General features: G+C 51.4%; 18 protein-coding genes, 1 tRNA gene and 1 other RNA gene. 13 read left to right on the top strand and 7 right to left on the bottom strand.

The features are described 5' to 3' along the window. The first annotated feature begins 194 nt into the window (after positions 1-194). Together IAD09_04680 and IAD09_04675 are read left to right on the top strand one after the other, a co-directional pair. A complete protein-coding gene (locus tag IAD09_04680) occupies positions 195-1364 on the top strand; it encodes a DUF262 domain-containing protein (GenBank protein HIT81517.1) in 1170 nt (389 codons plus the stop codon). 62 nt (positions 1365-1426) lie between these two features. Next, positions 1427-2356, top strand: a complete 930-nt coding sequence (locus IAD09_04675) for a site-specific integrase (protein ID HIT81516.1) — start codon at positions 1427-1429, stop codon at positions 2354-2356. Between the two features lie 210 nt (positions 2357-2566). Here IAD09_04675 and IAD09_04670 read toward each other — a convergent pair. Then, positions 2567-2651 (bottom strand) — tRNA-Ser (locus tag IAD09_04670). 191 nt (positions 2652-2842) lie between these two features. On the opposite strand from IAD09_04670, the gene IAD09_04665 reads away from it, so the two are divergent. The 6 genes from IAD09_04665 (at position 2843) to IAD09_04640 (ending at position 7593) form a co-directional block, all read left to right on the top strand. Further along, positions 2843-3388 (top strand): chromate transporter, encoded by a 546-nt coding sequence (locus IAD09_04665; GenBank protein HIT81515.1) that lies wholly within the window; start codon positions 2843-2845, stop codon positions 3386-3388. Further along, the gene (locus tag IAD09_04660) at positions 3385-3933 is read left to right on the top strand and encodes a chromate transporter (GenBank protein HIT81514.1); all 549 of its coding nucleotides are present in this window, start codon (positions 3385-3387) and stop codon (positions 3931-3933) included. The genes IAD09_04665 and IAD09_04660 overlap by 4 nt, the downstream gene beginning before the upstream one ends. 2 nt (positions 3934-3935) lie before the next feature. Then, on the top strand, positions 3936-5222 hold the full coding sequence (locus IAD09_04655; protein ID HIT81513.1) for a bifunctional folylpolyglutamate synthase/dihydrofolate synthase: 1287 nt from the start codon (positions 3936-3938) through the stop codon (positions 5220-5222). A gap of 194 nt (positions 5223-5416) precedes the next feature. Beyond that, a complete protein-coding gene (locus IAD09_04650; GenBank protein HIT81512.1) occupies positions 5417-5704 on the top strand; it encodes a DUF2089 family protein in 288 nt (95 codons plus the stop codon). Between the two features lie 12 nt (positions 5705-5716). After that, on the top strand, positions 5717-6319 hold the full coding sequence (locus IAD09_04645) for a hypothetical protein (protein ID HIT81511.1): 603 nt from the start codon (positions 5717-5719) through the stop codon (positions 6317-6319). Positions 6320-6405: 86 nt separating this feature from the next. Beyond that, positions 6406-7593 (top strand): hypothetical protein, encoded by a 1188-nt coding sequence (locus IAD09_04640; protein ID HIT81510.1) that lies wholly within the window; start codon positions 6406-6408, stop codon positions 7591-7593. A gap of 111 nt (positions 7594-7704) precedes the next feature. Here the strand turns inward: IAD09_04640 and IAD09_04635 are convergent, their stop codons facing one another. Next, positions 7705-8661: an NAD-dependent epimerase/dehydratase family protein gene (locus tag IAD09_04635; protein HIT81509.1), complete on the bottom strand. Its 957-nt coding sequence runs from the start codon at positions 8659-8661 to the stop codon at positions 7705-7707. A 119-nt stretch (positions 8662-8780) separates the two neighbouring features. Beyond that, positions 8781-9158, bottom strand: a complete 378-nt coding sequence (locus tag IAD09_04630; GenBank protein HIT81508.1) for a RidA family protein — start codon at positions 9156-9158, stop codon at positions 8781-8783. 278 nt (positions 9159-9436) lie between these two features. On the opposite strand from IAD09_04630, the gene IAD09_04625 reads away from it, so the two are divergent. The 3 genes from IAD09_04625 to xylE all read left to right on the top strand — a co-directional run bounded on the left by IAD09_04625 (position 9437) and on the right by xylE (position 13862). Further along, the gene (locus IAD09_04625; GenBank protein HIT81507.1) at positions 9437-10924 is read left to right on the top strand and encodes a carbohydrate kinase; all 1488 of its coding nucleotides are present in this window, start codon (positions 9437-9439) and stop codon (positions 10922-10924) included. Between the two features lie 25 nt (positions 10925-10949). Beyond that, a complete protein-coding gene (gene xylA, locus IAD09_04620; protein HIT81506.1) occupies positions 10950-12266 on the top strand; it encodes a xylose isomerase in 1317 nt (438 codons plus the stop codon). A 120-nt stretch (positions 12267-12386) separates the two neighbouring features. Then, positions 12387-13862 (top strand): D-xylose transporter XylE, encoded by a 1476-nt coding sequence (xylE, locus tag IAD09_04615; GenBank protein ID HIT81505.1) that lies wholly within the window; start codon positions 12387-12389, stop codon positions 13860-13862. A gap of 80 nt (positions 13863-13942) precedes the next feature. Here the strand turns inward: xylE and IAD09_04610 are convergent, their stop codons facing one another. The 3 genes from IAD09_04610 to rnpB all read right to left on the bottom strand — a co-directional run bounded on the left by IAD09_04610 (position 13943) and on the right by rnpB (position 16082). Then, on the bottom strand, positions 13943-14317 hold the full coding sequence (locus IAD09_04610; GenBank protein ID HIT81504.1) for a YccF domain-containing protein: 375 nt from the start codon (positions 14315-14317) through the stop codon (positions 13943-13945). 12 nt (positions 14318-14329) lie between these two features. After that, positions 14330-15709 carry a YihY/virulence factor BrkB family protein gene (locus IAD09_04605; protein HIT81503.1) on the bottom strand — a complete coding sequence of 460 codons (1380 nt, stop codon included), beginning with the start codon at positions 15707-15709 and terminating at the stop codon, positions 14330-14332. A gap of 20 nt (positions 15710-15729) precedes the next feature. After that, positions 15730-16082: RNase P RNA component class A (rnpB, locus tag IAD09_04600), an RNA gene on the bottom strand. A 299-nt stretch (positions 16083-16381) separates the two neighbouring features. On the opposite strand from rnpB, the gene IAD09_04595 reads away from it, so the two are divergent. Next, positions 16382-17881, top strand: a complete 1500-nt coding sequence (locus tag IAD09_04595) for a Do family serine endopeptidase (protein ID HIT81502.1) — start codon at positions 16382-16384, stop codon at positions 17879-17881. A gap of 151 nt (positions 17882-18032) precedes the next feature. Continuing rightward, complete coding sequence (locus IAD09_04590; protein ID HIT81501.1) at positions 18033-18893, top strand: RNA polymerase sigma factor RpoD/SigA; 861 nt, start codon at positions 18033-18035, stop codon at positions 18891-18893. Positions 18894-18966: 73 nt separating this feature from the next. Here IAD09_04590 and IAD09_04585 read toward each other — a convergent pair whose 3' ends face one another. Further along, complete coding sequence (locus IAD09_04585) at positions 18967-20634, bottom strand: leucine-rich repeat domain-containing protein (protein ID HIT81500.1); 1668 nt, start codon at positions 20632-20634, stop codon at positions 18967-18969. Positions 20635-20712 lie beyond the last annotated feature (78 nt).

Raw genomic sequence — 20712 nt, 5'->3', positions numbered from 1 at the left:
TTTCCATCAACTATATAATAAGTCTCATTCTGAGGGATTTGTGGATGATGCAATACAGCCCCATCATTGAGTTTTGTTACTTTGGATTTTTTCCCTTGACGGTCAACTTGGATTTGTTCGGGATAAATTTTAGAAGCACTACCAAACCATGTCTTTGTTATCCCTAAGATTTCAACTTAAAAACAAAAAAATATATGAAGACAACATTACATACAGAATGGACAGTTGCAGATGTCTGCAAAGGTTTTACATACAATGAATTGGAAGGTAAGGGACTATTCGGACTTGATGGGCGACTTACTATTCAGCCAGAGTATCAACGTCATTATATCTACAATGACGGCAAACGGGATGTGGCAGTCATCGAATCATTACTGAAAGGTTATCCAATAGGACTTATATATTTCAATCGCACAAATGATGGTCGTTTTGAAGTTCTTGATGGTCAACAACGTATTACGTCTTTCGGTCGGTTCGTCACAGGGAAGTTTGCCATAATTTATGGAGGTCGTGAAGAATACTTCAGCGGTCTTCCCGTTGAAGAACAACAAAAGATAATGCAATCTTCATTGCTCATCTACGAATGCGAGGGTGAAGAAAGAGAAATAAAGGAATGGTTCAAAACCATTAACATTGTAGGAATACCGCTTAACGAGCAGGAACTGCGCAATGCCATCTATTCGGGCGAGTTCGTCACGGCTGCAAAGCGTGTGTTCAGTAATTCGCAAAATGCAGAAGTTCAAAAATGGAGCCACTACGTAAAAGGGGATGTGAAACGACAGGATTATTTGGCTGAAGCCTTAAAATGGGTATGCGCCAGCAAGGGAATGACCATTGACGCATATATGAGTTTGCACCGTCGTGACAAGTCCATAAACGAACTTGAAAATTATTTCCGTTCCGTTTTAGACTGGGTTTCCACTACATTCACTATGACCGAACGTGATATGTGTGGTCTGGAATGGGGGCGGCTTTATGAAACCTACCACAACACCCCTTATAGTCCCGACCACGTAACGGAGCGCATCCTCGCCTTACAAGCGGACGAGAGTATCAAATGCCCACGCAATATCTATGAGTATGTATTAGGAGGCGAACAAGAAAAAAGCCTGCTTCAAATCCGCTTATTTGAAGAATCGACAAAAAAGGTGGCATACACTCGCCAAACCGAGGCGGCGAAAGAAAAAGGCATATCCAACTGTCCGTTATGTGCCATCGGTGACAATGCCAACAAGACACGGATTTACAAGCTTAACGAAATGGATGCCGACCATGTGACCGCATGGAGCAAAGGCGGTGCTACGTCTATTGAGAATTGCGAAATGCTGTGTAAGACACATAACCGTTCAAAAGGCAACAAATAATGTAATATATCGCAGAATATACGTATTTTGAGGGAGTTATGAAAGTATTAATTCCCTCAAAATTGTATATGCAGAAAACATTTCAAGAAATTTCAAAAAGCTGGTGCGAAACAAAACGCCCAATCGTAAAGCACTCTACCATGTGTGCTTATTTACTGACGCTGCAAACCCATTTACTGCCTTATTTCGGTACAAAGACAGCCATCACAGAAGATGATGTTCAACAGTTTGTCATTCATAAACTTTCATGCGGCCTTGCTCGTAAAACCGTAAGGGATATGGTAGTCGTATTAAAATCTGTAGTCAAATACGGAAGAAAACATAAGATTTTCCCATTCGAGGATTGGGAAATAGAATATCCTACAGATACGGAAATGAACCGATTGCCAACTTTGGCAATAGAACATCAACGCATACTAATGCGACATCTGATAGAAAAACCGACAGCACAGAATATCGGTGTGCTGTTGACTCTCTGCACTGGCATGAGAATAGGAGAAGTGTGCGCACTGCAATGGCAAGATGTGGACTTCCGCCAACGGATTATCACAGTAAGGCATACCATTGGACGGGTTTATAATTGCGAGTTGAAATCCACAGAGAAAATACAGTCATCACCCAAAACAAAAAATTCATGCCGCGAGATACCCATCTCCAAACATTTGTTTCAATGTCTGAAAACAGTCAAGAAAGTATCTGCTTCTCCGTTTGTGGTCGGCACATCAGAACATTCCAAAGAGCCACGCTCTTATCGTGACTATTTTTCCCGGTTGTTAAAGCGTCTCGGCATACCTCAAATCGTATTTCATGGGCTTAGGCACACCTTTGCAACCCGGTGCATAGAAAGCCAATGCGATTACAAGACAGTTAGCGTAATACTCGGTCATTCCAATGTGGCGACAACACTTAACCTGTATGTGCATCCAAACCTTAGTCAGAAAAAGAAGTGTGTTGAGCGTATGAGCAAGTTTCTTGGAATTGCAGAACCGTAATTTAGAGTAAGGCTATTGACCAGCGGGAAGATAGCAAACGGTTATGGGCATACCAAAACACAAACTTGCTATCCTCCCGTTGGCATTGTTTACAATCCCATACTTTGTATTATGCATGGTCTTTAATATAGCTAAAACACCCAAACTTACATTCTTGGGTGTAAAAAAAGGGTGTAAATCTTGCAAATGCTTGATTTACACCACTTATCGCGGAGAGAGAGGGATTCGAACCCCCGGAACCTCTCAGTTCAACGGTTTTCAAGACCGCCGCGATCGACCACTCCGCCATCTCTCCTTGCCTTGAACGGGAATGGTGCATGCACCGTTTTCCCGAAAAGCGTTGCAAAGGTAAGCGATTTTTCGATATTACCAAACAGTTTCTGATTTTTTGTCTACCTTTGTCGTCGTTTTGCAGCTCCTCAACGTTCCTGGAAAACAGATTACCGACTTCCGGGTATTCCCGTCCCGGAAAAATGTTTTTGAGAGATGATATTTTTACAACTCTTTTGGTCTTTTTTCAAGATAGGCTCGTTTACCATCGGCGGGGGATATGCCATGGTACCCATCATCGAGGAGGAACTGGTGCGCAAAAGACAGTGGATCGAGAGCGAGGAGTTTGTGGATATGCTGGCCCTCTCGCAATCGGCTCCGGGTATCTTGGCAGTGAACATATCGATTGCCACGGGCTACCGCATCAGGGGCATTGGTGGTGCGATAACGGCCACGTTGGGCACGGTGCTGCCATCGTTCATCATCATACTGCTCATCGCCATGTTTTTCCAGCGTTTCCAGGACAACGAGGTGGTGGAGCGCATCTTCAAAGGCATACGTCCGGCCGTGGTGGCTCTCATTGCCGCACCGGTATTCAAACTCGGCAAGTCGGCACGCATCAACCGGCATAACTTATGGATACCGATAGTGGCCGCCCTGCTCATTTGGCTGCTCGACTTCTCGCCGATATGGGTGGTGCTCATTGCCGGCATCGGCGGATATGCCTATGGTGCCATAAAGAGAAAGCGAGGTGCGAGATGATTTGGTTGCAACTGTTCTATTCGTTCTTCAAAATCGGATTGTTCGGGTTCGGCGGCGGATATGCCATGCTCTCGATGATTCAAGGCGAGGTGGTCACGCGCCACGAGTGGCTCACGCCTCAGGAATTTACCGACATCATTGCCATCAGCCAGATGACTCCCGGCCCCATCGGCATCAACTCGGCCACCTACATCGGCTACACGGCCACGGGAAGCGTGTGGGGGTCGGCATTGGCGACCTTCGCGCTGGTGCTGCCCTCGTTTATCGTGATGCTCATTCTCTACCGCTTCTTTATGCGATACCACGACAACCGGCACGTCACCGACACGTTTGCAGGGTTGCGTCCGGCGGTCATCGGGCTCATCGCCTCGGCGGCCCTGGTGCTGATGAACACCGAAAACTTCGGCTCTCCCACGGGCGACACACGGCAGTTTGTCGTGAGCCTGCTCATCTTCGGCGCCGTGCTGGCGGCCAATTTCTTTTTCAAGGTGAATGCCATATTGTTGATTGTACTGGCCGGCGTGGCCGGATTTTTAATATACTGACCATGAACTACGAAGAAACTCTTCAATATCTTTATCGTCAACTTCCCGTTTTCCAGCAGGTAGGTCAGTCGGCCTACAAGCCGGGATTGGGCAACAGCCTGGCTCTCGACGCGCTGGTGGGGCACCCCCATCGCCGCTACGCCACCATACACGTTGCCGGCACCAACGGCAAGGGGTCGACCAGCCACGTTTTGGCCGCCGTACTCCAAAAGAGCGGCTACCGGGTGGGACTGTATACCTCGCCGCACCTGGTCGATTTCAGAGAACGCATACGGGTCGACGGCGAAATGATTACGCGCGAAGCGGTTCTCGAATTTACCCGCAAATACCTCGACGCAAGCCGCGAGATACACCCGTCGTTTTTCGAACTGACGATGATGATGGCCTTTGACTACTTCGCCGCCTGCCACGCCGATGTGGCGGTCATCGAGACCGGCCTCGGCGGGCGTCTCGACAGCACCAACATCATCACGCCCCGCGCCTGTGTCATCACCAACATCAGCTACGACCACATGGCCCTGCTCGGCAACACGCTCACGGCCATCGCCCACGAAAAGGCCGGCATCATCAAGAGCGGCATACCGGTCGTCATCGGCGAAGCCGAAGGCGATGTGCGCCGCGTCTTCGAGGAGAAAGCCCGCGAAGAGTCGGCCCCGATATTCTTTGCCCAGGAATGCGACGTGATGACCTCCTGCCGCAAAAACGACCTCGGACAGTGGGCCATCGACAGCCGCGACTTCGGGTTCATCACCTACGAACTGGGGGGATTCTGCCAGGAAAAGAATGCCGCCACACTGCTCTGCGCCCTGCGCCTGCTGCGCAAGGAGGGCTTTGCCATCACCCCCGAAGCCGTGCGCGAAGGCTTTGCCCATGTGACCACACTCACCGGACTGCAAGGCCGCTGGCAACAGGTGAACCTCTCTCCCCGCGCCTACTGCGACACAGGCCACAACGTGGGCGGATTTCAATATATCGTGGAGCAACTCGCCTCGATAAAATGCGCGACCCTGCGCATCGTCTTCGGCATGGTCAACGACAAGGACATCTCGGGTGTGCTGGCCATGCTCCCGCACTCGGCGGTCTACTACTTCACCCAAGCCTCGATACCGCGTGCCATGCCGGCCAGCGTCATGCGCGACAAGGCCGCCGAGAAAGGTCTGCGGGGCGAGGTGTACGCATCGGTAGCCGAAGCCTACCAGGCCGCCCTGAACGACAGCAACGCCAACGATTTTGTATTTGTCGGCGGCAGCAGTTTTGTCGTGGCCGACTTGCTGGCCGCTCTCGGGTAAAGCCGTTTGGTCACCCCCTGCGACGATGCCCCCTCGCCGCTCCCACACCTTCGTTCCCACCCACTCCATCATAACGCCCGACGACCTCGGGCGTTTCTGTTTTCAATAAAAAGGAATGCAGAATAAATTTTATTCAACTGTATTTTGATATTATAAAAATATAATTTACATTTGTGCCAATAAATAAGCAAACAATGAATACACCGAAAAAATTGCCGCTGACTTGCCCGAGCTGCGATACCCCCCTGAAAGTGAGCGAACTGTTTTGTAACGAATGCGGCACAAAAGTGTGCGGCGAATTTGATTTGCCGCCGTTGGCACGTCTCACCGAGAAAGAACAACAGTTCGTCCTCGACTTCATCAAATCGAGCGGCAGCCTCAAAGACATGGCCCGCACCATGGGGGTGAGCTACCCCACCGTGCGCAACATTCTCGACGACCTTATCGAAAAACTCCGACACATCTCCCCCTCAAACCCCTAAAACACCGTTATCATGAATCGTCCTCAAAACAACACCCGCCCATCGTTCTTCGCAAACCCGTTCTATACCATCGCCGGCGGAAAAGCCCTGACATGGGGGCTGCTCGGTATGGCCGTGGCGACAATCGTGTCTATGACGGCGCATCTGCATTACCACGGATTGATGCACTACGGCTCCGCCCCTAACGACGCATGGTGGTGCTATGTGGCCGAACATCTCGTCGTGTGGCTCGTCCCGTCCTCGATATTTTATCTGTCGGGGCTTTTGCTCTCGCCCTCGCGCATACGCCTCATCGATGTATTCGGCACAACGGCTTTTGCCCAAATACCTTTTGCCGTCATGAGCCTTTTTTATCTGCCCCGACAGGTACAAACATTCCTCGCCCTCACCCCCGAACAACTCATCGGCGAGATGACACAAAACAGCAGCTGGCTGCCGGTCATGGGTTGGCTGGTACCGTCGATACTGTTTCTCGCCCTTGTCCTCTGCTGGCTGGTCGTGGCGCTGAAAACTTCATGCAACCTGCGCGGGTGGAGACTCCTGCTGGGCTATGTAGCCGGTGTCATCGGCGGAGACATCGTGTGCCGCTACATTATTACATTTCTTTATGAATAAACTTTAAAAACTCAAAAAGACGTCAAAAGTTTTATTATTCCACCAAGAAACACATACCTTTGCTGCGAATTTAAAACACCTGAAACATGAAAAAACTTCTACTCTCCACATTCGCAGCAGGGCTCATACTCTGCCCGACTTTTGCACAAGATGAACCCATCGAAATAAAAAACGATGGCTACCAGATACCCAACTCCGACTTCGAGCACTGGGTCTCGGACAAAGAGCCCGGCTACGGTTGGAACTCTTTCGCATCGGCTACGGGCAGCTATGCCACTTTCGCTTCCATGTCACCCGCCCCGGTGAAGGTTGAGGGACGCAACGGGGGTACGGCCGTGAGACTCAACTCAAAAAACCTCTGGTTGGCCAAAGCCAACGGCAACCTCACCACCGGAATCATCAACATGGGCAACATGACTCCCACCGACCCGAGCAACCACAACTACACCGACCTCGACAACGAGGGACACAACCTCCTCTTCGCCGGACAGCCCGACTCGGTATGCCTCTATGCCAAATTCATCTCGGGCGGTAGCGAAAACGGCCGCGGACGGTTTATCCTCCACGACAAATATGAATACCACGATCCCGAACAGAGCGGTGACGACTCGCACAAAGTGGCCGAAGCCGCCGTTCTGATTCCGCAGGCCGGCGAATGGACCCGCTTCTGTGCCCCCTTTACCTACACCGGCCTCACCGCAGCCGAAGGCGAACAGTACATGCTGGCCTCGATAACCACCAACCCCGTGGCCGGCGGCTCCGAAAAAGACACCCTCTACGTCGACGACATCACGATGATTTACAACTCCAAACTCGACTCCATCACCATCGCCGGTGTCGCCCTGGAAGGGTTTGACCAGGAAACATACACCTACACCGTCGAAGGTCAAGTGCCCCAGGCCGATGACATAGTAGCTGTCTCCGACGGCAGAGGCGCCTCGGTCTCGACCGAAATTTCGGACAATGTCTTGACCATCACCGTCGAAGGCAACGACATCGCCGTCAATCCCGAGAATGTCCACACCTACACCCTCACGTTCGACAAGACCACAGCCATCGAAGCCGTTACCGTCGAAAACATAACCATCAGCTACGCCAACGGACTCCTTACCATCCATGGAGCCGAAGGACAGCAAGCCGAAGTTTACACGCTAACCGGTCAATTAGTAGCCCACTTTACCGTCAACAACACGTCGACTCAAACATCACTCCGCAGCGGCGCCGCCTACATCGTGAAGGTAGGCAAAACCCGCCAAGTGATTATCACCCAATAAGCCCTATCGGCTCATACCCCTAAACGACATCGGGCGGGGAACCTTTGTAGGAGGTTCCCCGCCCGACTTTTTCCTGTCAGAGCCCGGTTACGACGCCTCCCGTCCCGGGGCTTACAGGGTATCGATTCCGTCCCTGAATGTGGGGTATTTCAACTTGGGCAACAAATCTTTTTTCATACGGGAGGTATCGCCATAATACGAAACACGTCCGATGGTAACAAAGTCTTGCGTGAGCGGTGCACGACAACCCGTCACAAGAGAAACCCGTTCGAACACCCACGCCGCCGTGCGTATGAGCCACACCGGCATACGCCACGGCCTGAACGTGTGCCAATGGCCGGTAGCCGCATCTAAAAATTCGGCCAACGTCTGCACCCCGTCATCACCTATGTGATAAACGCCCCCGGCGGCAGGATTTATAACGGCAGCTTTCGTTGCCGCTACAAAATCATCGGTCGAAATCAGATGGATAAAATTAGGCTTCCGCCATATTCCCAACAACCCGTAACGGGAAAACCAACGGGCGGCATCAATCATCAAAATACCCCGACCGTAAACCATGCCGCAACGCAATATCACCTTCTCTATTCCGGGACGGGACATCAACAATTTTTCCTCTTCGAGACGAGTCGCCGCATGAACCGAAAGAGGGTTTCCATCAAGCCTTCCTGTTGCCGGACGCTCGGGAGTGGTCTCCCCCTCGACATGAGGAAAACTAATCAATACGACTCGCCGCACCCCAGCCGTTACCGCAACGTCGAGCACGTTGGCAAAATAGCCGACATTGGTCTGCGGCAAAAATTTTTCGGGATTTCCGCGAAAAAGCACTCCGGCAAAATGCACAACAGTATCAACGCCATCAAAAGCCCCGACCAGCGTTCCCTGACGAGCCAAATCGACACGGCAAGTCGTTACGTTGGCTCGTTGCGTCAACGAAGGGTCTATCGGTGTATTGTGCCACAATAGGCGCAAAAACACCTCATCGTCGGCCATGTTCAGTGCCAATATATTTCCCAAGTTACCTGCTGCCCCGGTGATAGCCACCACCTGTTTATCGCGTAGTTTCATATCATCAATAATACGGTTATACGATTTCTGAATTTTCGGTCACACAAGGGATTGTCCGAAACAGAAAGCGACGGCCGCAGGACTCCGGCCGTCGCTTTCTTCTACAAGGGAAGTCGTCTTTATTTCACGGCAATCACCTCTATCTCGACCAAAGCGCCTTTGGGCAGTTCTTTGACAGCCACGGCCGAACGAGCAGGGAAAGTACCGGTGAACTGTGCTGCATACACCTCGTTCATCGGAACAAAAAGAGACATGTCGGCCAAAAAGACCGTCGTCTTCACGACATCGTCGAACGTATATCCGGCTTCGGCCAAAACCGCTTTCAGATTGGCAAAAACCTGAGCTGTCTGTTCCTTGATACCTCCTTCGACAAACTGCGAAGTAGCGGGGTCGATAGGTATTTGACCCGAAGTAAACAGCATATTCCCCACTTTCACGGCCTGACAATAAGGCCCGATAGCCGCAGGAGCGGCCGTAGTTGCAATAACGGTTTTCATAACTATACAAGATTTGGTATTCGTTGCGACAAAGATAAAATTTTCCGTCCATTTGTTCATACACAAAGCCGACTTTTTGACTTCCCGAAACGGTCTAAAAATCCACCCGGCCGGAACAAATCCCGTCCTCCCGGTAAAAAAACAGGAATAAACGGTTATAAAACAAAGCGCTATCGAAATTCTCATCCGAGATGAAAAAAGACCGATTTTTACTTTTCAGATATAATCAAAAAAACGTATCTTTACAGCGAAACACAACTATCTAAAAGTAAACGACCATGTATTTATTAGGATATGACATAGGCAGCTCGTCGGTCAAAGCCTCGCTTGTCGATGCACTGACGGGAATGTGTGTAGCCAGTGACTTTTCTCCCAAAAAGGAGATGGAAATCATTGCCAAGAAAAACGGTTGGGCCGAACAAGACCCGGAACAGTGGTGGGCCAACCTGCAAGCTGCCACCCGCTCGGTACTGAGCCAAGCCGACATCGACGGCTCGGAAATAAAAGCCATCGGCATCTCTTACCAAATGCACGGCCTCATCGTTGTCGACAAGAATCAGAATGTGCTGCGCCCGGCCATCATTTGGTGCGACAGCCGCGCCGTATCTTACGGCGAACAGGCATTCAACACGCTGGGCAAACAATTCTGCCTCGAACACCTGCTCAACTCGCCGGGCAACTTCACGGCCTCGAAACTGGCGTGGATAAAGGAAAACGAGCCCGAAATATTCGAGAAAATCGATAAAATCATGCTCCCCGGCGACTACATCGCCATGCGTCTCACCGGAGAAATCCGCACCACCGTTTCGGGACTTTCCGAAGGCATCTTCTGGGATTTCAAGAACGACTGCATCTCCAAGGAGCTGCTCGCCCACTACGGGTTCGACGAGAGCATCATCGCCCCGATTGTCCCCACATTCGGCATACAAGGTGCCGTCGGCAACCATGCCGCCCAAATACTGGGACTCACCGCCGGCACGCCGGTCACCTACCGAGCCGGCGACCAACCCAACAATGCCCTTTCGCTCAACGTATTCAATCCGGGCGAAATAGCTTCCACGGCCGGGACTTCGGGGGTGGTCTACGGTATCAACGGCACCGTCAACTACGACCCCCTGTCACGCGTAAACACCTTTGCCCACGTCAACCACAAAAAGGGACAAACACGTTTGGGCGTGCTGCTCTGCATCAACGGCACAGGCATTCTCAACTCCTGGATAAAACGCAACGTCGCCCCCGAAGACATTTCCTATGCCAGCATGAACCTGCTGGCCTCGCAAGTCGAGATAGGGTGCGACGGCGTGAGCATCGTCCCCTTTGGCAACGGTGCCGAGCGCATATTGCAAAACAAGGAGGTAGGCGCCTCGATACACGGCCTCAACTACAACCGCCACGACCGCTACCATCTCATGCGGGCAGCCCAAGAAGGCATCGTGTTCTCCTTTAAATACGGCATGGAAATCATGGAAAGCATCGGCATCGACATACACACCATCAAAGCCGGTCACGCCAACATGTTCCTGAGCCCCATCTTCCGCGATACACTGGCCGGCGTCACCGAGGCCACCATCGAGCTCTACGACACCGACGGCTCGGTAGGAGCCGCCAAGGGAGCCGGTATCGGAGCCGGTATTTACAAATCGACCGAAGAGGCTTTCTCCTCGCTCAAAAAAATACAGGTCATCGAGCCCGAAACCCGCAATATCGCAGCATACAAGGAGGCTTATGCCCGATGGAAAGACATTGTAGAAAACCTTATCAAATAATAATCCATACAAATCACACAAAACTATGGCAACAAAAGAGTACTTTCCTCAGATAGGAAAAATCAAATTTGAAGGAAAAGAGAGTAAAAACCCGATGGCTTTCCGCTATTACGATGCCGAGAAAGTCATCAACGGCAAAAAAATGAAAGACTGGCTGCGTTTCTCGATGGCCTGGTGGCATACCCTTTGCGCCGAAGGCGGCGACCAATTCGGTGGGGGAACGAAGAAATTCCCTTGGAATCAAGGTGCAACAGCCTTGGAACGCGCCAAAAACAAAATGGACGCCGGCTTTGAAATCATGCAGAAAATGGGCATCGAATTCTACTGCTTCCACGATGTAGACCTCATCGAAGAAGGAAACAGCATCGAAGAATACGAAGCCAACATGAAAGAAATCGTGGCTTATGCCAAACAGAAACAAGCCGAGACCGGCATCAAACTGTTGTGGGGAACAGCCAACGTATTCGGCCACGCCCGCTATATGAACGGTGCCGCCACCAACCCCGACTTCGACGTTGTGGCCCGCGCTGCCGTACAAATCAAAAACGCCATCGACGCCACCATCGAGCTCGGCGGTTCGAACTATGTGTTCTGGGGCGGACGTGAAGGTTACATGTCGCTGCTCAACACCGACCAGAAACGCGAAAAAGAACACCTCGCCACAATGCTCACCATCGCCCGCGACTACGCCCGCGCCAAAGGGTTCAAAGGCACGTTCCTCATCGAGCCCAAACCGATGGAACCGACCAAACACCAATACGATGTCGACACCGAAACCGTTATCGGATTCCTCAAAGCCCACGGCTTGGACAAAGACTTCAAAGTGAACATCGAAGTAAACCACGCCACACTGGCCGGCCACACCTTCGAACACGAACTGGCCGTAGCCGTCGACAACGGCATGCTCGGCTCCATCGACGCCAACCGGGGTGACTACCAGAACGGTTGGGATACCGACCAATTCCCCATCGACAACTATGAGCTCACCCAAGCCATGATGCAAATCATTCGCAACGGCGGTCTCGGAAACGGCGGTACCAACTTCGACGCCAAGACCCGTCGCAACTCGACCGACCTCGAAGACATCTTCATCGCCCACATCGCCGGTATGGACGCCATGGCCCGTGCCCTCGAAAGTGCAGCCGCCCTGCTCAACGAGTCGCCCTACAAGAAAATGCTGGCCGACCGCTACGCTTCGTTCGACACAGGCAAGGGCAAAGAGTTTGAAGAAGGAAAACTCAAACTCGAAGACGTTGTCGCCTATGCCAAAGCCAAAGGCGAACCCAAACAGACCAGCGGCAAACAGGAGCTCTACGAGGCTATCCTCAACATGTATTGCTAATTAGCCGCATAAGCTTTGATAATCGGTGTTTGGTAGCAGAACCGGCATCAGCCGGCTCTGCTATCGGACACTTTATCGCAACCCTAAAATTCAACCCCCTAAATCAAAAGACTTAATATCATGAATTACGCAGAAAAAGGCAACAAAGCCTACCTTATATCCATCGTCATGGTGGCCGTCATCGGAGGCTTGTTGTTCGGTTATGATACGGCCGTCATCTCCGGCGCCGACAAAGGCTTGCAAGCCTTCTTCATGGGAGCAAAAGACTTTGTCTACTCCGACGCCATCCATGGCTTCACCGCATCGAGCGCGCTCATCGGTTGCATCATAGGTAGTGCCCTCTCGGGTTTCTTTGCCTCAAATTTCGGACGAAAAAAATCGCTTTTCATCGCCGGTGTCCTCTTTTTCCTCTCGGCCCTCGGCTCATACTACCCCGAGTTCCTCTTCTTTGAATACGGCAAGCCCACCTACCCGCTGCTCGTCGCATTCAACTTCTACCGCATATTGGGAGGTGTCGGTGTCGGACTGGCATCGGCCATCTGCCCCATGTATATCGCCGAGATAGCCCCGAGCAACATACGGGGCACCTTGGTATCGTGGAACCAGTTTGCCATCATCTTCGGACAGTTGGTGGTCTATTTTGTCAACTTCCTGATTCTGGGCGACAACATCAACCCCGTCATCAAAGCCATCGACGGCATCAACCAGATTCTGAATCCGACCGAGTCGCTTTGGGCCACCGAAACCGGCTGGCGTCTGATGTTTGTGAGCGAAGCCTTCCCGGCCGGACTCTTCACGCTGCTCGTACTGCTTGTTCCCGAAACGCCCCGTTACCTGGCCATGAGCGGCAACGACGAAAAGGCTCTCTCGGTACTGAGCCGCATCAACGGCATCTCGCAAGCCCGCATCATTTTGGCCGAAATCAAGGCTACCGCCCAGGAAAAGACCGAAAAACTCTTCACCTATGGTTGGCTGGTCATCTTCATCGGTATCATGCTCAGCGTGTTCCAACAGGCCGTAGGTATCAATGCCGTGCTCTACTTCGCCCCCCGCATATTCGAAAGCATGGGCATGGGCAACCCGATGATACAGACCGTCATCATGGGTATCGTAAACATCACCTTCACCCTCGTGGCCGTATTTACGGTCGAGAAACTGGGCCGCAAGCCGCTGCTCATCACCGGCTCCATAGGCATGGCCATCGGCGCCTTGATGGTAGCCCTGTGCAACCTGGTGACCCTGCCTCCCATCGTGTCGGTTGTCAGCATCATGGTCTACTCGGCCTCGTTCATGTTCTCATGGGGTCCCATCTGCTGGGTGCTCATCGCCGAGATTTTCCCCAACACCATACGCGGTGCCGCCGTGGCCATAGCCGTGGCATTCCAGTGGATATTCAACTTCATCGTGTCGTCGACCTTCGTGCCGATGTATAACATGAGTGCCGGTGACATGGGCGAGAAATTCGGTCACATGTTTGTCTATGCCCTCTACGGCATCATCTGCATCATTGCCGCCATCTTTGTGTGGAAGCTCGTTCCCGAGACCAAAGGCAAGACCCTCGAAGACATGAGCAAGCTGTGGAAGAAAAACAAATAAACGTCTCACTCCCCAAAACGAGAGAGCCCGGAACGATTTTCCGGGCTCTCTCGTTTTATGATTCCAGGGACATAATTTCTTCAATCGGGAACAATCGTCCGCCCGAAGGGGAAGAAGGCCACCCGCATAAGTTTGAAATGTTGCCTGCCAAACGGTATGCCGATAATGGTGATGCAGAAAAGAAGCCCCCAAAACAAATGGCTCAGGGCAATCCCGATACCTGCAAACAAAATCCATATCACATTCATAAAAATGGCCAAGCAACCCCGACTGCCGTCCTCGACAACCGATGTCTGTCCGAAAGGCAGCAAAGCCAGGATTCCGATTTTGAAAACCTGCAAACCGAACGGTATGCCGATAATGGTGCAACATAGGGCAAAACCGGCCACGAAATACTCGACAGCCATCATGAAACCGCCGAAAACAATCCAAATGATATTTCCCAATGTACGCATAAAAGGGTGATTTTAAAATGATTCGTTTTTTTCATTATCCTCCGAGCGACCAAACGTCAAATCCTTGATGAGTATCTCATCTCCTTTTTGGTACATCTTTTCGCGGGTATCGAGCATGGCCCACCATTGCTTGTGATAGACGCGCCGATCGATTTTGAAATTCTCCGAGCCACACCGGTCGATGCGACGCAGAAGCATGCCCACGCTCAACTTGGAGACGTCGATGGCCGGCATATACGCCCACACGCGCTCATCAGCAGTGGGCGTATCCCGCACGATTTTCGCCGCCATGAGTTGCTGCAACACCTGCCCGGTGAGCCGCACGGGAATGTGGCACGACGAGGCAATCTGATGCCGCGTAAGCGGCGTATCGCCACGCACGAAGCGGTGCACGATGACCGACGCCACAATGAGCGTCACATAATCGCGATAACGACGGCTGATGTTTTTTATGTCTTTGTCGAAATTGAATTTCTCCACATTTTGGGAAGAATAGGAAAGCACCGCCCCGAAGAGGCATATCAGCCACGAAAACCACATCCACAACAGGAACAGCAGGAGAAACGCGAAACTGCCATAGATGGCATTATAGCGCGACACCCACACCTGGCCGTGTATGTAGATAATCTGCAACAACTGGAACGAAAGGCCGCACAGGACGCCCGACACAAACGCATTCCAAAATTTGACCCGCGTATTGGGCACCAACAGGTAGAGAGCCGTGAAAACGATGCAGGTGAGGACATAGGGGCTCACCGCCAATGCCACCCGCAAGACGGGACTCAGGAAGACCAGCATGGGTCGGGTATCGATGCCCGAGGTAACGAATATCGACAATCCGGCCGCGACAATCATCAGCACGGGGAGCAACACCATGATGGCAATGTAATCGACAATCTTGCGATATATCGACCGCTGCTTGGTAACCTGCCATATATCGTTGAACGTCGTCTCGACACTGTTCAACAGGCTCACCACCGACCAGATGAGGAAGATAATACCCACCCCCACAAAAATGCCGTCTTTGGTATGCGACAGATAGGAGTCGACAAAGGTCATGGCTTGCTCCAAAGCCTCACGCTGCGCCGGGAAATAGTCGAAAAGCTGACTCTGCACGATGGCCTGGAAACCAAACCCTTTGGCCACGGCAAACACCAGCGCCAAGGCCGGCACCACCGCCAGCAGCGTACTGAATGTGAGCGCCGCGGCCTTGGATTGCAGGTCATCGGCCAAAAAACGTTGTACCGAAAGGTAAATGGTTTTTACCAGATTGATAAGACGGTGACGACTCACCGAAACTTCATTTCCGGTAATGCGCCACATATCGTAAATGATAAACCGATATGCGCGAAGGAAAATAATGCGCCACTTCTTTTGTTTCGATACGGCCATGGCGATTTCTTTTTATAATAAAAAACAGCAGGACGATAAGCCGGGTTCTGTACCTTCCCGAAGGAAAGCGTCTGTCATTTATCTAGCCTTTGTGTTGCCACAAAGATCGAGCGGTTTACCCCCCGGCATGGGACGAGCAGCCCTCATAACGCCGGTGTACATAACCTTGCAACCCATAAGGCGTACGGCTCCCTGTGTCGCCACAAAGACCGGTAAGCTCTTACCTCACCTTTTCACCCTTACTGCCGAAACAGCGGTTATTTTCTGTTACGCTACTCTGCCCTTGCGGACAGCTTCCCGTTAAGAAATATGGTGCTCTGTGTTGCCCGGACTTTCCTCTCACGTTGCCGCGAGCGACAGACTGTCCTGCTGCTAAAAGGCAAAGATAGCACATTTCGGGCGTTCTGCCAACTGCTGACAAAAAAATCGGCACGAAAAAAAACGATACACCGACTGACTGCGTGACAGTGAAGGATGGCAACCAAATGAAAATATGACACAACCCTATTTCGAAAAGGCATCGTTCGGTTAAGGGCTGTTAAGTCCTTAACCGGCTATATTAAAAATAACTAAGTTGCATCGGGATTGTGAACAACGGCACGCGCATTGTATTAATTTTAACGAGTCAAAATCTTAAATCAGACATATCATTAACATTTAATCCTTATATCCATGACATCGTTCAAGAAAACGTTACTTGCCCTTCTGGTGGTAGCGGGCGTAAGTTCGGCCACCAGCATCGCCCTTTTCTCGACCCTGCAAGACAAGAGCGAAACGACATCAATCAACGCCGATACCGACCCAAGCGCCTACGCCACCCCCACGACCTTTACTCCCGTCGTTTCGCGGCCGGCCGTAGAAACCGACTTCACCCGGGCTGCCGCCAGCACGGTAAACGCCGTGGTGAGCATCAAGTCGACCACCATGCAGCAGCAACGCTCGTCGGGCAGCATGGAAGAGGAACTCTTCCGCTATTTCTTCGGGCAGGGTCGCCGCGACTACACCCCGCAACCGCGTGTGGGCATGGGTTCGGGCGTCATCATCTCGGAAGACGGATACATCGTCACCAATAACCACGTCATAGACCAGGCCAACAAAATAGAGGTTACCCTCAACGACAAGCGCTCGTTCGAGGCTACTCTCATCGGCTGCGACCCGGTTACCGACCTGGCCCTGCTGAAAATCGACGCCGAGAAACTCCCCATCGTACGCTTTGGCGACTCCGACAAGTTGCAAGTGGGCGAATGGGTGCTCGCCGTGGGCAACCCGTTCCAGCTCAACTCCACCGTCACGGCGGGCATCGTCAGTGCCAAGTCGCGTAATCTCGGCATGATTGCCCCCAGCAGCCGCATGGGCATAGAATCGTTTATCCAGACCGACGCCGCCGTGAATCCCGGCAACAGTGGCGGAGCCTTGGTAAATACCGCCGGAGAGCTGGTGGGCATCAACACCGCCATCTATTCCGAGACGGGCAATTACGCCGGCTACTCCTTTGCCATACCCACCAGCATCGTGAGCAAGGTCATTACCGACCTGAAACAATATGGCACCGTGCAACGCGCCATGCTCGGCGTCTCCATCATGGAGATGAACGACCAACTGGCCAAGGAGAAGAAAATCGAACTGCGCAAAGGGGTGTATGTGGCCGAGGTGAGCGAACGTAGCGCTGCCCTCGAAGCCGGTCTCGAAAGCGGCGACGTCATCGTAGCCATCAACGGCGTGGCCACACCCACCGTGGCCATCTTGCAAGAACAGATTGCCCGTTACCGGCCCGGTGACAAAGTAAAAATCGAATATTTCAGAGGGAAAGACAAGAAAGAGGCCGACGCCACCCTCAAAAACAGCGACGGCAACACCGAGGTCACCAAAGCCTCGAACATCGACATGCTGGGAGCAACCCTCAAAGAGGCGAGCGATGAGTTGAAAAACAAACTCCGCATACGCGGCGGCGTGGAAGTGGCCAAGGTCAAAGAAGGCCAATTCAAGAAGGCCGGCATACGCGACGGATTTGTAATTCTCGACATCAACGGTGAGAGAATCATGAACGTGAAAAACGTCGAAGCCGTATTCCAATCGCTCATGCGCGGAGAAACAAGAGACAAAGTAATGTTTATCAAAGGCTTGTACCCCAACGGACGCGCCGCCTACTACGCCGTTCCGCTCATCGACTGAGACACACAAACAGAACCTGCCGGAGCCGCACAATAAAATGCCGCTCCGGCAGTTATTCTTATAAACGCTCTTTTTCTTAAAAAATACGACAACGGGGAACATAATATGAGAGAAATATATTATATTTGCGTCCCCAAATTTATTCTGCGGAATGAGACAATTAAAAATCACAAAATCAATCACCAACAGGGAGAGCGCATCTCTTGACAAATACTTGCAGGAAATAGGTCGTGAGGACTTGATTTCGGTAGAAGAAGAGGTAGAGCTCGCCCAGCGCATCAAGAAAGGCGACCGTGCCGCTTTGGAAAAGCTCACACGCGCCAATCTGCGTTTTGTCGTCTCGGTAGCCAAACAGTACCAAAACCAGGGACTCAGCCTGCCCGACCTTATCAACGAAGGCAATTTGGGACTGATAAAAGCCGCCGAAAAGTTCGACGAGACCCGCGGATTCAAATTCATTTCTTATGCCGTGTGGTGGATTCGTCAGTCCATTCTTCAAGCATTGGCCGAGCAATCGCGCATCGTTCGCTTGCCTCTGAACCAAGTCGGTTCGCTCAACAAAATCAGCAAAGCATTCTCAAAATTTGAACAAGAGAACGAACGCCGCCCCTCGCCCGAAGAATTGGCCAAAGAGCTGGACATTCCCGTCGACAAAATCTCCGACACGATGAAAGTATCGGGCCGGCACATCTCGGTCGACGCGCCTTTTGTCGAAGGCGAAGACAACAGCCTGCTCGACGTCCTGGTCAATGACGACTCCCCCATCGCCGACCGCTCGCTCATAAACGAGTCGCTCGCCAAAGAAATAGACCGTGCGCTGGCCACTCTCACCGAACGCGAAAGCGACATCATCAAGATGTTCTTCGGCATAGGCTGTCAGGAAATGACGCTGGAAGAAATCGGCGACAAATTCGGTTTGACCCGTGAACGCGTACGTCAAATCAAGGAAAAAGCCATTCGCCGCCTGCGTCAAAGCTCGCGCAGCAAGTTGCTCAAAACCTATTTGGGATAACATTTTGATTGTTCATAACGAAGGGCCGCTCCTCGGGAGCGGCCCTTCGTCGTTTATATGATAACCCGGGAAGCTACAATACCACCTTGCGAACGGTCCCGTTCACATTGACGATATACATTCCGCCGAAGGGAAGAGGTATTTCCATGTGTTTCCCCGTAGAGACACACTCCTGCACGACGCCCCCATCGAGCCGGCATACGACAATCGGTTCTCCCGGTGCCGACCCGTCGACTACAATACGCCCGCCGCTGGCATATACCTGCACGGCGGCACTCTCGACAGCCTCTACTCCCGTCGTCGACGGCAATACCGTTACCACACAAGTATCGCACAAGTTGCTGCCGTCGGTAGTCCTTGCCGTAATAATGGCCGTTCCCGGTCCTTCGCCAAAGAAGCCATATCTCCTGTTCGACCAATGAGTCATCGTTACCCACGCCACCGACTCATCACTCGATGTCCACTCGATGTTCCGCACATACGAGGCATACTGCGGCAGGAGCTCACAGGTATCCGCAAAAGAACCGCCACACTCTATGGTTACAGAATCCTGTCCCAAAGAGAAGTATGTTGCCTGCTGGGCTATGTATATCACAGTACATGTCGCCGACAGGTTGCTGCCATCGGTGGTACTCAGCCTGATTACAGCCGTATCGGAACGCATGGGACACTCCGTATCGAACGCATATCCCCAACCACTGACAGATATTCGACCTGAACCATTATAAAAAAAGACATCGAATTTTCCTTGATTTTCTACCTCATACGACAACTGGGGGTAAGAGGCATTCTCTGGTGTTATCGACCAATAAGCATAGTACTTATTCGGCATATCTCGAATAATAATAAGGGTATCGGGGTCTAAGGTGATAGATGTTATCGGTATCTCCACATAATCGGGATATACCGAATCGCGGATTGAAACAAAATTTCCCCACTCATCGGCCTGCCGATAAGCGTCGACCGAACCCTCGGGCACATATAGAATACCATAAGTGTTAGATATTCCACTGAAAAGCACCCCGTCGGGACTCCCCCGTAGATAAGCCGGTGGCTCTACGGCCAATGAATGAATTTCCAACAACTCGGAACAAGAAGCAAAAGCATTATCGCCGATTGTTTTCACATTCTTCCCCAAAGTCAACTTTCTCAATCCACAGTTCTCAAAAGCATTATCGCCTATGCTCTCTACCCCGTCGGGTATGATGACCGAAAAAAGCCGTTCACAGTACCAAAAAGCATCGTAACCAATAGATGTAGTCTTCTCGGAAATCTTCACCGATTCCAAAGCGTAACACGAGCTAAACGTATGTTCATCGATAAAAAACAAAGAAGAGAGATCGACCGACTTCAAAAGATCACAACTATTGAACGCATCGACACCTATCTTCTTGACATTCTCGAGATTTATCGATACCAACGAATCGCAATCCTGAAAAGCTCTTTTCCCTATCGTCTGCAAACTCGGAGGCAATGTTACCGTTCGTATTGAGGTATTCCCCGCGAAAACATCATCGCCAATTTCTACCACCCGATAAGAATCTCCATATACATCGATATACTCGGGTATCTGCAAGTCTCGATCTTCTACCGGTCGGGTGCTTGTTTCGAGAACAGCGGTTCTTTCTCCGAAATCATCATAGAGAAGGTAATACCACCCATCGTCGATATACTCTTGCCCCCTAACAACTCCCAATGTGGCGAATAAGAGCATCGCCGCCAAAATCACACGTTTTCCCATACATCATATTTTTAGGTATTCCTCATGAATGCCGGAAAGTTATAAAACAAAACCGAAAAATCCCAACTTTTTTACACA

The organism is Candidatus Caccoplasma merdavium, assembly GCA_018715595.1.
GTDB classification, from domain to species: domain Bacteria; phylum Bacteroidota; class Bacteroidia; order Bacteroidales; family UBA11471; genus Caccoplasma; species Caccoplasma merdavium.
This window is presented reverse-complemented; position numbering and strand designations above follow the sequence as displayed.

Coding starts and splice junctions, on each gene's coding strand:
- IAD09_04610 (HIT81504.1), bottom strand. CDS start 14,317: ATGCGTACATTGGGAAATATCATTTGGATTGTTTTCGGCGGTTTCATG.
- IAD09_04595 (HIT81502.1), top strand. CDS start 16,382: ATGACATCGTTCAAGAAAACGTTACTTGCCCTTCTGGTGGTAGCGGGC.
- IAD09_04660 (HIT81514.1), top strand. CDS start 3,385: ATGATTTGGTTGCAACTGTTCTATTCGTTCTTCAAAATCGGATTGTTC.
- IAD09_04585 (HIT81500.1), bottom strand. CDS start 20,634: ATGGGAAAACGTGTGATTTTGGCGGCGATGCTCTTATTCGCCACATTG.
- IAD09_04655 (HIT81513.1), top strand. CDS start 3,936: ATGAACTACGAAGAAACTCTTCAATATCTTTATCGTCAACTTCCCGTT.
- IAD09_04645 (HIT81511.1), top strand. CDS start 5,717: ATGAATCGTCCTCAAAACAACACCCGCCCATCGTTCTTCGCAAACCCG.
- IAD09_04625 (HIT81507.1), top strand. CDS start 9,437: ATGTATTTATTAGGATATGACATAGGCAGCTCGTCGGTCAAAGCCTCG.
- IAD09_04680 (HIT81517.1), top strand. CDS start 195: ATGAAGACAACATTACATACAGAATGGACAGTTGCAGATGTCTGCAAA.
- IAD09_04665 (HIT81515.1), top strand. CDS start 2,843: ATGATATTTTTACAACTCTTTTGGTCTTTTTTCAAGATAGGCTCGTTT.
- IAD09_04605 (HIT81503.1), bottom strand. CDS start 15,709: ATGGCCGTATCGAAACAAAAGAAGTGGCGCATTATTTTCCTTCGCGCA.
- IAD09_04635 (HIT81509.1), bottom strand. CDS start 8,661: ATGAAACTACGCGATAAACAGGTGGTGGCTATCACCGGGGCAGCAGGT.
- IAD09_04590 (HIT81501.1), top strand. CDS start 18,033: ATGAGACAATTAAAAATCACAAAATCAATCACCAACAGGGAGAGCGCA.
- IAD09_04640 (HIT81510.1), top strand. CDS start 6,406: ATGAAAAAACTTCTACTCTCCACATTCGCAGCAGGGCTCATACTCTGC.
- IAD09_04630 (HIT81508.1), bottom strand. CDS start 9,158: ATGAAAACCGTTATTGCAACTACGGCCGCTCCTGCGGCTATCGGGCCT.
- IAD09_04650 (HIT81512.1), top strand. CDS start 5,417: ATGAATACACCGAAAAAATTGCCGCTGACTTGCCCGAGCTGCGATACC.
- xylE (HIT81505.1), top strand. CDS start 12,387: ATGAATTACGCAGAAAAAGGCAACAAAGCCTACCTTATATCCATCGTC.
- xylA (HIT81506.1), top strand. CDS start 10,950: ATGGCAACAAAAGAGTACTTTCCTCAGATAGGAAAAATCAAATTTGAA.